The sequence below is a fragment of the Nocardioides caldifontis genome (assembly GCF_008087345.1).
Classification (GTDB): domain Bacteria; phylum Actinomycetota; class Actinomycetes; order Propionibacteriales; family Nocardioidaceae; genus Marmoricola_A; species Marmoricola_A caldifontis.
The window spans coordinates 289,750-303,877 of record NZ_ML701737.1 but is presented as its reverse complement, the minus strand read 5'-3'; the positions used below and the strand labels follow the sequence as shown (position 1 = coordinate 303,877).

Annotated in this window: 7 protein-coding genes; 6 read left to right on the top strand and 1 reads right to left on the bottom strand. The window is 70.3% G+C overall.

Translation table 11 applies throughout. From position 1 onward, the window contains the following. The first annotated feature begins 90 nt into the window (after positions 1-90). Positions 91-3,567 (top strand): DNA-directed RNA polymerase subunit beta, encoded by a 3,477-nt coding sequence (rpoB, locus tag FIP57_RS07220; RefSeq protein WP_148572846.1) that lies wholly within the window; start codon positions 91-93, stop codon positions 3,565-3,567. A gap of 106 nt (positions 3,568-3,673) precedes the next feature. Further along, positions 3,674-7,537, top strand: a complete 3,864-nt coding sequence (locus FIP57_RS07215) for a DNA-directed RNA polymerase subunit beta' (RefSeq protein ID WP_148572845.1) — start codon at positions 3,674-3,676, stop codon at positions 7,535-7,537. Positions 7,538-7,994: 457 nt separating this feature from the next. Here the strand turns inward: FIP57_RS07215 and FIP57_RS07210 are convergent, their stop codons facing one another. Continuing rightward, the gene (locus FIP57_RS07210) at positions 7,995-9,002 is read right to left on the bottom strand and encodes an acyltransferase family protein (protein WP_148572844.1); all 1,008 of its coding nucleotides are present in this window, start codon (positions 9,000-9,002) and stop codon (positions 7,995-7,997) included. A gap of 210 nt (positions 9,003-9,212) precedes the next feature. Here FIP57_RS07210 and FIP57_RS07205 point away from each other — a divergent pair, with 210 nt between their 5' ends. The 4 genes from FIP57_RS07205 to FIP57_RS07190 all read left to right on the top strand — a co-directional run bounded on the left by FIP57_RS07205 (position 9,213) and on the right by FIP57_RS07190 (position 14,066). After that, positions 9,213-11,357 carry an MMPL family transporter gene (locus tag FIP57_RS07205; protein ID WP_148572843.1) on the top strand — a complete coding sequence of 715 codons (2,145 nt, stop codon included), beginning with the start codon at positions 9,213-9,215 and terminating at the stop codon, positions 11,355-11,357. Positions 11,358-11,483: 126 nt separating this feature from the next. Further along, the gene (locus FIP57_RS07200) at positions 11,484-12,284 is read left to right on the top strand and encodes a class I SAM-dependent methyltransferase (protein WP_148572842.1); all 801 of its coding nucleotides are present in this window, start codon (positions 11,484-11,486) and stop codon (positions 12,282-12,284) included. 43 nt (positions 12,285-12,327) lie between these two features. Then, positions 12,328-12,801 carry an NUDIX hydrolase gene (locus tag FIP57_RS07195; protein ID WP_148572841.1) on the top strand — a complete coding sequence of 158 codons (474 nt, stop codon included), beginning with the start codon at positions 12,328-12,330 and terminating at the stop codon, positions 12,799-12,801. Then, the gene (locus FIP57_RS07190; protein ID WP_148572840.1) at positions 12,798-14,066 is read left to right on the top strand and encodes a hydroxyacid-oxoacid transhydrogenase; all 1,269 of its coding nucleotides are present in this window, start codon (positions 12,798-12,800) and stop codon (positions 14,064-14,066) included. Before FIP57_RS07195 ends, FIP57_RS07190 begins: the two co-directional genes overlap by 4 nt. Positions 14,067-14,128 lie beyond the last annotated feature (62 nt).

The following is a 14,128-nucleotide window of genomic DNA, read 5'->3' as shown; positions in this document are numbered from 1 at the left end:
CGTCTCGGTTTCTTCCGTCCTTCATGGACCCCCTGGCACCGGTCGGGGCAGGCATGCAACGAAGAGTCCGAGCCCGTGGAAGGACGCCTCTTGGCCGCCTCGCGCACTGCCAGCACCACCCCCCGCACCGCCCACGAAAGTCCCCGCAGAATCTCCTTCGCGAAGATCTCCGAGCCTCTGGAGGTCCCGAAGCTCCTCGCTCTCCAGACCAACAGCTTCGACTGGCTGGTGGGGAACGAGCGTTGGGAGCTCGACGTCCAGAACCGGGTCGACGCCGGTGAGGACGTCAGCCCGAACTCCGGGCTGCAGGAGATCTTCGAGGAGATCTCCCCGATCGAGGACTTCTCCGGGACCATGTCCCTGTCCTTCGAGAACCCCGTCTTCTACGACCCGAAGTACACCGTCGAGGAGTGCCGGGACAAGGACCTCACCTACTCGGCGCCGCTCTACGTCTCCGCCGAGTTCACCAACAACGAGACCGGTGAGATCAAGGGCCAGACCGTGTTCATGGGCGACTTCCCGCTCATGACCGAGAAGGGCACCTTCATCATCAACGGCACCGAGCGTGTCGTGGTCTCCCAGCTCGTCCGCTCGCCGGGCGTGTACTTCGAGCGGGCCGCGGACAAGACGTCCGACAAGGACATCTACACCGCCAAGATGATCCCGTCGCGCGGTGCGTGGCTGGAGTTCGAGGTCGACAAGCGCGACATGGTCGGCGTCCGCCTCGACCGCAAGCGCAAGCAGAACGTCACCGTGCTGCTCAAGGCGCTCGGCTGGACCGCGGAGCAGATCCGCGAGGAGTTCGGCCAGTACGACTCCATGATGGCGACGCTGGAGAAGGACCACACCGCCGGGCAGGACGAGGCGCTGCTCGACATCTACCGCAAGCTGCGCCCCGGCGAGCCCCCGACGCGTGAGGCCGCGCAGACGCTGCTGGACAACTACTACTTCAACGGCAAGCGCTACGACCTCGCCAAGGTCGGCCGCTACAAGATCAACAAGAAGCTCGGGCTGACGCTGCCCTTCGACCAGCAGACGCTGACCATCGAGGACATCGTCGCCGCGATCAAGTTCATCGTCGCGCTGCACGCCGGCGAGACCGAGATCGAGGCGCCGGCCGGCACCGTCGAGGTCCGCGCCGACGACATCGACCACTTCGGCAACCGCCGGCTGCGCACCGTCGGCGAGCTGATCCAGAACCAGCTCCGCACCGGCCTCGCCCGGATGGAGCGGGTGGTCCGCGAGCGGATGACGACCCAGGACGTCGAGGCGATCACGCCGCAGTCCCTGATCAACATCCGTCCCGTGGTGGCGGCGCTGAAGGAGTTCTTCGGGACCTCGCAGCTGTCGCAGTTCATGGACCAGACGAACCCGATCGCGGGGCTGACCCACAAGCGGCGGCTCTCCGCGCTCGGCCCCGGCGGTCTGTCGCGTGACCGCGCGGGCTTCGAGGTCCGCGACGTCCACCACTCGCACTACGGCCGCATGTGCCCGATCGAGACCCCTGAGGGCCCGAACATCGGGCTGATCGGCTCGCTCTCGACCTTCGGGCGGATCAACCCGTTCGGCTTCGTCGAGACGCCGTACCGCAAGGTGGAGAACGGCCAGGTCACCGAGAAGGTCGACTACCTGACCGCGGACGAGGAGGACCACTTCGTCATCGCGCAGGCGAACCAGATCCTCACCGCGGACGGCCGGTTCGCCGAGGACCGCGTGCTGGTCCGCCAGCGCCAGGGCGAGTTCGAGCTCTTCCCGGCCAACGAGGTCGACTACATGGACGTCTCGCCGCGCCAGATGGTGTCGGTGGCGACCGCGCTGATCCCGTTCCTCGAGCACGACGACGCCAACCGCGCGCTCATGGGCGCCAACATGCAGCGCCAGGCGGTCCCGCTGGTCCGCTCGCAGGCGCCGCTGGTCGGCACCGGCATGGAGTACCGCGCCGCGGTCGACGCCGGTGACGTCGTCACCGCGGACAAGGCCGGCGTCGTCACCCGGGTGTCCGCGGACGCCGTCGAGGTGATGAACGACGACGGCACGCACTCGGTCTACCGGATGCAGAAGTTCCGCCGCTCCAACCAGGGCACCAGCATCAACCAGCGCCCGCTGGTCGAGGAGGGCGCCCGGCTCGAGCAGGGCAGCCCGATCGCCGACGGTCCGTGCACCGACCAGGGCGAGATGGCGCTCGGCCAGAACCTCCTGGTCGCGTTCATGCCGTGGCAGGGCCACAACTACGAGGACGCGATCATCCTGTCGCAGCGCCTCGTCCAGCAGGACGTCATGACCTCGATCCACATCGAGGAGCACGAGGTCGACGCCCGCGACACCAAGCTGGGCCCCGAGGAGATCACCCGGGACATCCCGAACGTCTCCGAGGAGATGCTGGCCGACCTCGACGAGCGCGGCATCATCCGCATCGGCGCCGAGGTCACCACCGGCGACATCCTGGTCGGCAAGGTCACCCCCAAGGGTGAGACCGAGCTGACCCCGGAGGAGCGGCTGCTCCGCGCGATCTTCGGCGAGAAGGCGCGCGAGGTCCGCGACACCTCGATGAAGGTGCCGCACGGTGAGTCCGGCACGGTCATCGGCGTCCGGGTCTTCGACCGCGAGGACGGCGACGAGCTGCCTCCGGGCGTGAACCAGCTGGTCCGGGTGTACGTCGCCCAGAAGCGGAAGATCTCGGTGGGCGACAAGCTCGCCGGCCGCCACGGGAACAAGGGCGTCATCTCCAAGGTGCTGCCGATCGAGGACATGCCGTTCCTCGAGGACGGCACCCCGGTCGACGTGATCCTCAACCCGCTCGGCGTGCCGGGCCGGATGAACATCGGGCAGATCCTCGAGATCCACCTCGGCTGGCTGGCCAAGACCGGTTGGCAGGTCGAGGGCGACGACGAGGACTGGAAGAAGCGGCTGATCGAGATCGCCGCGGACTCCGCCCCGGCCGACTCCAAGGTGGCGACCCCCGTCTTCGACGGTGCGCGCGAGGACGAGATCACCGGGCTGCTCGGATCGACCCTCCCGACCCGCGACGGCATCCGCCTCGTGGGCCAGGACGGCAAGGCCAAGCTGTTCGACGGCCGCTCCGGCGAGCCGTTCCCGGACCCGGTCTCGGTCGGCTACATGTACATCCTCAAGCTCCACCACCTGGTCGACGACAAGATCCACGCGCGGTCGACCGGCCCCTACTCGATGATCACGCAGCAGCCGCTGGGCGGTAAGGCCCAGTTCGGCGGCCAGCGGTTCGGCGAGATGGAGGTCTGGGCGATGGAGGCGTACGGCGCCGCCTACGCCCTCCAGGAGCTGCTGACGATCAAGTCCGACGACGTGCCCGGCCGCGTCAAGGTCTACGAGGCCATCGTGAAGGGCGAGAACATCCCCGACTCGGGCATCCCGGAGTCGTTCAAGGTCCTCGTCAAGGAGATGCAGTCGCTCTGCCTCAACGTCGAGGTGCTGTCGCAGGACGGGACCGCGATCGAGATGAAGGACGCCGAGGACGACGTGTTCCGGGCGGCCGAGGAGCTCGGCATCGACCTGTCCCGTCGCGAGCCCTCCTCCGTCGAAGAGGTCTGAGAGAGGGGAGTACGCCGGCACGGCGAGCCGGCGCCCGGCGTACTCCTCCTCCCAACCCCCGACCTGAACCAGCCACCAGCGCAGACGCAACCAAAGGAACAATGCTTTGCTGGACGTGAACTTCTTCGACAAGCTGAAGATCGGCCTGGCGACCGCGGACGACATCCGTCAGTGGAGCCACGGCGAGGTCAAGAAGCCGGAGACGATCAACTACCGCACGCTGAAGCCCGAGCGTGACGGCCTCTTCTGCGAGAAGATCTTCGGTCCCACCCGGGACTGGGAGTGCTACTGCGGCAAGTACAAGCGCGTGCGCTTCAAGGGCATCATCTGCGAGCGGTGCGGCGTCGAGGTCACCCGCTCGAAGGTCCGCCGCGAGCGGATGGGCCACATCGAGCTGGCCGCCCCGGTCACCCACATCTGGTACTTCAAGGGTGTCCCGAGCCGGCTCGGCTACCTGCTCGACCTCGCCCCGAAGGACCTCGAGAAGGTCATCTACTTCGCGGCGTACATGATCACGCACGTCGACGAGGACGCCCGTCACCGCGACCTGTCCTCGCTCGAGGCGAAGATCGACATGGAGCGCAAGCGGCTCGAGAACCGCCGCGACACGCAGGTCAACGAGCGGATGGCGAAGCTCGAGGAGGACCTCGCGGCTCTCGAGGCCGAGGGCGCCAAGTCCGACCAGCGCCGCAAGGTCCGCGACGCCGCGGAGCGCGAGATGAAGCAGCTCCGCGACCGCTCGCAGCGTGAGCTCGACCGCCTCGAGGAGGTGTGGACCCGGTTCAAGAACCTCAAGGTCCAGGACCTCGAGGGCGACGAGATGCTGTACCGGGAGATGAAGAACTGGTTCGGCAAGTACTTCGAGGGCTACATGGGCGCCACCGCGATCCAGAAGCGGCTGGAGTCCTTCGACCTCGAGGCCGAGGTGGAGTCCCTCAAGGACACCATCGCCAACGGCAAGGGCCAGAAGAAGGTCCGGGCGCTGAAGCGGCTCAAGGTCGTCGACGCGTTCCGCAAGACCGGCAACAGCCCGCTCGGCATGGTCCTCGACGCCGTCCCGGTCATCCCTCCGGACCTGCGTCCGATGGTGCAGCTCGACGGTGGCCGCTTCGCGACCTCCGACCTCAACGACCTGTACCGCCGCGTGATCAACCGGAACAACCGGCTCAAGCGGCTCCTCGACCTCGGCGCGCCCGAGATCATCGTCAACAACGAGAAGCGGATGCTCCAGGAGGCCGTCGACTCGCTGTTCGACAACGGCCGCCGTGGTCGTCCGGTCACCGGCCCGGGCAACCGGCCGCTGAAGTCGCTCTCGGACATGCTCAAGGGCAAGCAGGGCCGGTTCCGTCAGAACCTGCTCGGCAAGCGCGTCGACTACTCCGGCCGTTCGGTCATCGTGGTCGGCCCGCAGCTCAAGCTGCACCAGTGCGGCCTGCCGAAGCAGATGGCGCTCGAGCTGTTCAAGCCGTTCGTCATGAAGCGGCTCGTCGAGCTCAACCACGCCCAGAACATCAAGTCCGCCAAGCGGATGGTGGAGCGGGCGCGGCCGGTCGTGTGGGACGTCCTCGAAGAGGTCATCACCGAGCACCCCGTGCTGCTCAACCGCGCGCCCACGCTGCACCGGCTCGGCATCCAGGCGTTCGAGCCGCAGCTGATCGAGGGCAAGGCGATCCAGATCCACCCGCTCGTCTGCACCGCGTTCAACGCGGACTTCGACGGTGACCAGATGGCGGTGCACCTGCCGCTGTCCGCCGAGGCCCAGGCCGAGGCGCGGATCCTGATGCTGTCGACGAACAACATCCTCAAGCCGTCGGACGGCCGTCCGGTGACCATGCCGACCCAGGACATGATCATCGGGCTGTACTTCCTGACCAACCGCGACGAGTCGCGGGAGTACGTCGGGGACGGCCGGGTGTTCGGCTCGGTGGCCGAGGCGATCATGGCCTTCGACCGTGCGCAGACCTCCGACCCGTCGGACCGCATCGAGCTGCAGAGCAAGATCAAGCTGCGGCTGGCCTCCGGCGAGCTGCGGGAGACCACGCTCGGCCGGGCCCTGTTCAACGAGGCCCTGCCGGCCGACTACCCGTACGTCAACGAGGAGGTCGGCAAGAAGCGGCTCGGCGAGATCGTCAACGACCTCGCGGAGCGCTACACCAAGGTCGAGGTGGCCCACGCGCTCGACGCCCTGAAGGACCTCGGGTTCCACTGGGCCACCCGGTCCGGCGTGACGGTCTCGATCGACGACGTCGTGACGCCGTCGAACAAGGCCGACATCCTCGAGAAGTACGAGGCGCAGGCCGCCAAGGTGCAGCAGCAGTACGAGCGTGGTCTGATCACCGACGACGAGCGTCGCCAGGAGCTCATCGAGATCTGGACGCAGGCCTCCAACGAGGTCGCCAAGGAGCTCGAGACCACCTTCGAGACGCAGAAGGCCAACCCGATCTACATGATGGTGCACTCCGGTGCACGCGGAAACATGATGCAGGTCCGGCAGATCGCCGCGATGCGTGGTCTGGTGGCCAACCCGAAGGGCGAGATCATCCCGCGTCCGATCAAGTCGAACTTCCGTGAGGGACTCACGGTGCTCGAGTACTTCATCGCGACGCACGGCGCCCGGAAGGGGCTCGCGGACACCGCGCTGCGGACCGCGGACTCCGGCTACCTGACCCGTCGACTCGTCGACGTGTCGCAGGACGTCATCATCCGCGAGGAGGACTGCGGCACGGAGCGTGGTCTTCCCAAGAAGATCGGCGAGCGCACGGCCGACGGCACCCTCCGCCTGGCGGAGAACGTCGACACCTCGGCGTACGCCCGTTCCGCGGCGACCGCGGTCGTCCACCCCGAGACCGGCGAGGTGCTGGTCGAGGCCGGTGGCGACCTCGGTGACGTCAAGATCGCCGAGCTCGTCGCGGCCGGCGTCGAGGAGGTCAAGGTCCGCTCGGTCCTGACCTGCGAGGCGCGGACCGGGACGTGCGCGAAGTGCTACGGCCGTTCGCTGGCGACCGGCAAGCTCGTCGACATCGGCGAGGCGGTCGGCATCATCGCCGCCCAGTCGATCGGTGAGCCCGGCACGCAGCTGACGATGCGTACGTTCCACACCGGTGGTGTGGCGTCCGCGGACGACATCACGCAGGGTCTGCCGCGTGTGGTCGAGCTGTTCGAGGCGCGTACGCCGAAGGGCCGCGCGCCGATCGTCGAGGCCGCCGGTCGGGTGACCATCGAGGAGAACGAGAAGTCCAAGAAGGTCATCGTGACCCCGGACGACGGCTCGGAGCCCGAGGAGTACCCGATCTCCAAGCGGTCACGGCTCCTCGTGGACGACGGTGACCACGTCGAGGTCGGGCAGCAGATCACCCAGGGCACCCCGGACCCGCAGGACGTCCTGCGGATCCTGGGCATCCGCCGGGCGCAGGAGCACCTGGTGAACGAGGTCCAGGAGGTCTACCGCTCGCAGGGCGTGCAGATCCACGACAAGCACATCGAGATCATCGTGCGGCAGATGCTGCGCCGGGTCCTGGTGCTGGAGCAGGGCGAGACCGCCCTCCTCCCGTCCGACCTGGTGGACCGTCCGACCTTCGAGTCGGAGAACCGGCGCGTCGTGTCCGAGGGTGGCAAGCCCGCGGCCGGCCGTCCGCAGCTGATGGGCATCACGAAGGCCTCGCTGGCGACCGAGTCGTGGCTCTCCGCGGCCTCGTTCCAGGAGACCACCCGGGTGCTGACCGACGCGGCGATCCACGCCAAGTCGGACTCGCTCATGGGGCTCAAGGAGAACGTGATCATCGGAAAGCTGATCCCGGCGGGCACCGGTCTCGAGCGGTACCGCAACATCCGGGTCGAGCCGACCGAGGAGGCACGGGCCAACGCGTACACGGTCAGCGGGTACACGTCGTACTACGACGACTTCTCGCAGACCGGCGGCCAGCAGGTCGTGGCGCTGGACGACTTCCCGTTCCGCTCGTACGACAGCTGACCGGCGTACCCCTCGGGGTACCTGCCGACCGGCACACGAAGGGCCGTCCCTCCTCCAGGAGGGGCGGCCCTTCGCCCGTCTCCTGCTCGTGTTGAGCCGCCCTTCGTGGCGGGCGTCTTTGGTGTTGAGCCGCCCCTCGTGGCGGGTCTCTTTGGTCTTGAGCCGCCCTCCGTGGTGAGGGGAGCCGCCGCTGGCGGCGGTCCTCGGCCGTCCGGGGTCGCGGGGCGGGCAACCACCCCTGCGCTCCTTCGTCGCTCCGGGGGGCCAGTCCCATCCACGCCCGCCCCGCCACCCCTCCCGGCCGCCGCCACCAGCGGCGGCTCCACGCCACGAGGGGCGGTTCAACAGGCTCCTGGTGCGCCACGAGGGGCGGCTCAACACACCCCCGGCGCGCCACGAGGGGCGGCTCAACACGATCAGGTGCGCCACGAGGGGCGGTTACACACCCCCGGGTCCGTCAGGGGGCGGGGGTGACGATCTTCTCGAGGGGCTTGGCGACGGGGCGCCAGGCGAGGGCGAGGGCGAGAACGCCGCTGACCAGGCTGACGACGACGAGCGACAGCAGCGGGTGGGCGTCGGCCCAGTCGGGGAGGGCGGTGTACTCGGCGCCCTTCACGAAGAACCCGTGGAAGAGGTACACGACCAGGCTCGCGGCGCCCATGCGGGTGAACCAGCCGCCCTTGGTGGGGAGCCAGGAGAGGGCGGCGACGGCCATGGCGACCGCGACGGCGAGCAGCCCGACGCGGGTGGCGGCGCCCTCGAGGAAACCGGCGCCCATCTCGGCGTAGCCGCTGCGGTAGTACATCCACTCGGCGGTGAGGTCCGCCGTCGTGGCGATCCAGGCCCCGCCGGCGAGCACGATCAGCCCCAGCAGCCGCACGTGCTGGGTGCGGATCGCGTCGACGTGGCGCTTGTCGGCGACCAGGCCGAGGACGTAGAAGGGGAGCAGCCCGAGGACCCGGTTGAAGTCGAGGATCTCGGTGGCGACCAGCCCGCTCAGCACGGAGACGACCACCGCGGTGGTGACCGGGTACGGCAGCCGACGGAGGAGCGGCGTGGCGAGCCGCCAGAAGAACAGCGCCGCGAGGAACCACATCGGCCAGTGCGGGTTGAGCCAGAGCCGCTCGAGCTTCTCGCCGCCCACGTGCACCCGGAAGAGGGCGAGCAGCCCCTCGAGGATCATGTACGGCAGCACCACGGTGGTCACCAGCCGCCGCAGGTTGCGCCGGTTCCAGGTGAACCGCTTCGAGAGGTAGCCGGTCACCATCACGAACGCCGGCATGTGCCAGAGGTACAGCCAGTCGTAGAGCCGGGAGTTCAGCGCGGTGTCGGGGAGCAGCGTCCAGCTGTGGCCGACCACGACCAGCAGGACGAGCGCCATCTTGGCGTTGTCGAACCAGGGGTCGCGGGGCGTGCGGGATCGCGGCGGGGCCTGGGCATGGCTCCGCTCCAGCGTGGTGCTCACGGCGCGGGGGGCTCCTTCAGGGGTGCGCTTCGGGGCTCTCGCGTAGTTCGTCCGGTCTGGTCCAGGGGTGCTGCAAGCCTCTTGGACGGTTCCAGTCTCCCCATCCAAGTCAACTCCAAGCCCCTTCCAAGGGGATCACTCGACCCTTCTCACGACGACACACGGAATCAGTCGCGATCAGCGGCGAAAGACACGAGAAGGGCACCACCCATGACCCGCACGCTGTACCGCTCAGGACGCTGGGCCGCGCTCCACCCCTGGCGCGCCGTCGCGGCCTGGCTCATGTTCACCGCGCTCCTGTTCGGGCTCGCCGCCGCGGTCGGCGGCGAGACGCAGGACGACTGGAACATCCCCGGCACCGAGTCGCAGGAGGGGTACGACCTGCTCGGCGCGCACTTCCCCACAGCCGGCTTCGCCGACGCCCGCGTCGTCGTCCACAGCGACGACGGCCGGCTGCCCCGGCAGCAGCTCGACGAGCTCCGCGACGATCTGCTCGCGATGCCGCACGCCAGCTCGGTCTCCGAGCCGCGGATGTCGGAGGACGGCGACACCGCGCTGCTGATGGTGGCGTACGACGTCCAGGTCACCCATCCCGACCTGATGGGGAACATGGACGACCTCGACGAGGCGGTCGAGCCGACCCGCGCCGCCGGGCTCCAGGTGGAGATGAACGGCGGGGTGCCGGGCACCGCCGCGGCCCCGATGAAGGGGCAGGGCGAGCTGATCGGCATCGTCGTCGCGCTGGTCGTCCTGGTCTGGGCCTTCGGCTCCGTGGTCGCCGCCGGGCTCCCGATCGGTACGGCGGTCGCCGGCCTCGTCGCCGGCTCGGCCGGGCTCACGATCCTCGCCGGGGCGATGGACGTCAGCGGGACCGCCCCGACGGTCGCCACGATGGTCGGGCTCGGCGTGGGTATCGACTACGCCCTGCTGATGGTCACCCGGCACGCCGAGTTCCTCCGCGCCGGGCTCCCCGTCGAGGAGGCGGCCGGCCAGGCGTCCGCCACCGCAGGACGCTCGGTGGTGTTCGCCGCGGTCACCGTCCTGGTCTCGCTGATGGGGCTCCGGCTCGCCGACCTGGCGACGTACTCCTCCTTCGGCTTCGCCACCGCGATCGCCGTCCTCTGCGTCCTCGGCGCCGCGCTGCTGCTGGTGCCCGCACTGAGCCGGTTCGCCGGCACCCGGCTGCTGCCGCGTCGGGTCCGCCAGGCGCGCGAGGAGCGGACCCCCCTCACCGCGCGGTGGGCGCTCCGTGTCGGCCGCCGGCCGCTCCCGTGGGCGATCGCCGCAGCGACGCTGATGGTGTTCATGGCGCTGCCCGCGCTCGACATGCGCACCTGGCCGCAGGACCCGGGCACCCAGTCGACCGAGCTGACCACCCGGAAGGCGTTCGACCTCGTCAAGGAGGAGTACGGCGCCGGGGCGAACTCGTCGATGACGGTGGTCGTGGACCGCGAGGCCGTCACCGACGCCGAGGTCGACCGGCTCCGCACCACGCTGGCCGACGACCCCGACGTGGTCGCCGTGGGGAAGCCCGTGACCTCGCCCGACGGCGCGATCAGCGTGGTCGAGCTGCAGCCGGCGCACGAGTCGAGCCACGAGCGGACCGCCGGGATGGTCGAGTCGGTGCGCGACCAGCTCCCCGAGGGCGCCCTGCTCACCGGTGACCTGCCGCTGTTCCACGACATCTCGGAGAAGCTGGGCGACCGGCTCCCGGTGGTGATCGGCTTCGTGGTGGGCGTCTCGGTCCTGCTGCTCGCGATGGTGTTCCGCTCGGTCGTGGTGCCGGTCAAGGCGGCGGTGATGAACCTGCTCTCCATCGGCGGCGCGTACGGCGTGCTCACCGCCGTCTTCCAGTGGGGCTGGGGTGTCGAGCTGATGGGGATCGACCACGCGATGCCGGTCTCGAGCTGGGTCCCGATCCTGATCTTCGCGATCCTGTTCGGCCTCTCGATGGACTACGAGGTGTTCCTGCTGTCCCGGATCCGCGAGCACTGGCTCGCCACCGGGGACGCGCAGGGCAGCGTGGTCCGCGGGCTGAGCGACACCGGGCGGGTGATCTCGGCCGCCGCCATGATCATGGTCGCGGTGTTCCTCGGGTTCGCCACCGAGGTCGACGCGGTCGTGAAGATGCTCGGGCTCGGGATGGCCGTCGCGGTCTTCCTCGACGCCACCGTGGTCCGGATGGTGCTCGTGCCGGCCACCATGTCGCTGCTCGGCCGCTGGAACTGGTGGCTCCCGGCCTGGATGGACCGGCTGCTGCCGACGGTCGACGTCGAGGCCGCGGGGTACCAGCCGGCCGCACCGGGGCTCGAGGAGGAGCAGGTCGACGAGGAGCGGCCCCTCGCGGGCGTCTGACCGGGCCTGACCTGGAACTGACCCCTCCGCACCCGTTCCCGACGTACGGACGGTCCCGCCACCCCGCGGACCGTCCGTACGTCGGGATCCGGCCACGCCACCACCGGGCGGGCGTACGTTCACGCCGTGGAACCACCGACCTACACCCACGGCCACGACGAGGCGGTGCTCCGCTCGCACCGGTGGCGCACCGCCGAGAACTCCGCGGCGTACCTCCTCCCGCACCTCCGTCCCGGCCAGCGGCTCCTCGACGTCGGCTCGGGGCCGGGGACGCTGACCGCGGACCTCGCCGAGCGCGTGGCACCGGGACCGGTCACGGCGGTCGAGATCGACGAGGCGGCCGCCGCGCTCACCCGACAGGGGCTCGCCGAGCGCGGCGTCGAGGGCGAGGTGCGGGTCGCGGACGCGCACGCGCTGCCCTTCGAGGACGGCTCGTTCGACGTGGTCCACGCGCACCAGACGCTGCAGCACGTCGCCGACCCGGTGCGGGTCCTCCGCGAGCTGCGCCGGGTCTGCGCACCCGGAGGTGTCGTGGCGGCGCGGGACAGCGACTACCCGGCGTTCGCGTGGTTCCCGGAGGTGCCCGAGCTCGACGAGTGGCTGGCTCTCTACCTCCGGGTGGCACGCTCCGACGGCGGCGAGCCGTCCGCGGGTCGCCGGCTGAGGTCCTGGGCGCTCGAGGCCGGCTTCACCGACGTGGCCGGCTCGTCGACCACCTGGTGCTTCGCCTCGGCCGACGAGGTGGCGTGGTGGGGCGGGCTGTGGGCGGACCGGGTGCAGGGCACGCGGGTGGGCGCTCGGGCCGTCGAGCTCGGCCTCACCGACCGTGACGGGCTGCGCCGGATCGCGGACGGCTGGCGTCGCTGGGCGGCCGCGCCGGACGCGTGGTTCTCGAGCCTGCACGGCGAGGTCCTGTGCCGCGGGTGAGCAGGCGGCGGGGCGCCCGGGGCCGACACCTAGACTCGCCCCCATGGTCGACCAGCCCCCGAAGCGGCAGCGGGTGGCGGCGTACGCACTGATCCTCCGCGGCGAGAGCGACGACGAGGTCCTGCTGACCCGGCTCGCCCCGCACATCCGCTTCGACGGCTGGGCGCTCCCCGGCGGCGGGATCGACCACGGCGAGGACCCGCGCGACGCCCTGCGCCGCGAGGTCTACGAGGAGACCGGGCTGCACGCGACGCCCGGACGGATCCTCGACGTGTGGTCGACCCACTTCACCGGGGCCCGGCCGGACGGGCTCGTCGAGGACTACCACGGCATCGGGCTGATCTTCGAGGCCGAGATCGACGAGGCCTCGGTCGACGTCGTCCCCTCGGTGGTCGAGGTCGGCGGGTCGACGGACGCGGCCGCGTGGGTGCCGATCGCCGAGGCGGAGGCGCTCTCGCTCTCCGGCTCCGCCCGCCACGGCCTCTCGCTGGTCCCGGACAGGAGGCGCACGGCGTGACGCAGGAGACCGTCTTCACCTACGGAGCGCCCGCCCTGAAGTTCGGCCCCGGAGCATCGGACGAGATCGCCCACGACCTCCAGGCGTACGACGCGCGGCGGGTGCTCGTCGTGACCGACCCCGGTGTCGCCGCCACCGGCCACCCCGGCCGCATCACCGAGCAGCTGCGGACGCAAGGGATCGAGGCGGTCGTCTTCGACCGGGTGCACGTCGAGCCGACGGACGCGAGCCTCGTCGAGGCCGTCGACTTCGCGCGCGACCGGGGGCCCTGGGACGCCATCGTGGCCGTCGGTGGAGGGTCGTCGATCGACACCGCGAAGGCGGTGAACCTGCTGACCAGCAACCCGGGCGAGCTGATGGACTACGTCAACGCGCCGGTCGGTCGGGCCCGGGCCCCGCAGCACCCGCTCAAGCCGTTGGTGGCGGTCCCGACCACGACGGGCACCGGCAGCGAGAGCACCACGATCTGCGTGCTCGACGTGCTGTCCCTGCACGTGAAGACCGGGATCAGCCACCCGCGGCTGCGGCCGACGCTCGCCGTGGTCGACCCGCGGCTCACGACCACCCAGCCCGCCGGGGTGACCGCCGCGGCCGGGATGGACATCCTGTGCCACGCGCTGGAGTCCTGGACCGCGCGGCCCTACGACTCCTACCCCCGCAAGGCTCCCGAGGAGCGGGTGCCCTACTGCGGCGCGAACCCGGTCGCGGACCTGTGGGCGGAGAAGGCGATGACCCTGCTCGCCACGTCGTTCCGGAGGGCGGTCCACCACGGCGACGACGAGGAGGCGCGCGAGCAGATGGCGCTCGCCGCGACCTTCGCCGGCATGGGGTTCGGCAACGCGGGGGTGCACGTGCCGCACGCGAACGCCTACCCGGTCGCCGGCCGGGTTCGCAGCTTCCGCCCCGACGGGTACCCGCAGCACGCGCCCCTGGTGCCGCACGGCATGGCGGTCTCCCTGACCGCGCCCGAGGCGTTCCGGTTCACCTTCGACGCCGACCCGGCCCGGCACGTGCGCGCGGCCGAGCTGCTCGGCGGCTGCGACCGCCCGACCGACGCCCGCGACTTCCTGCCGCAGGTCCTGACCACGCTGATGCGCGACATCGGGATCCCCAACGGGCTCGGTGCGGTCGGCTACGCCGAGGGCGACGTCGACGACCTCGTCGAGGGGGCGCTGAAGCAGCAGCGGCTGCTCGCGACCGCGCCCAAGGAGGTCACCGCGGACGACCTCGCCGGCATCCTCACCCGGTCGATGGAGCTGTGGTGAGGCGGTTGTTCGTCCAGCTCGTCGGCTTCGCGATCCGCGCGCGGCGCCGCTACCACCCGGAG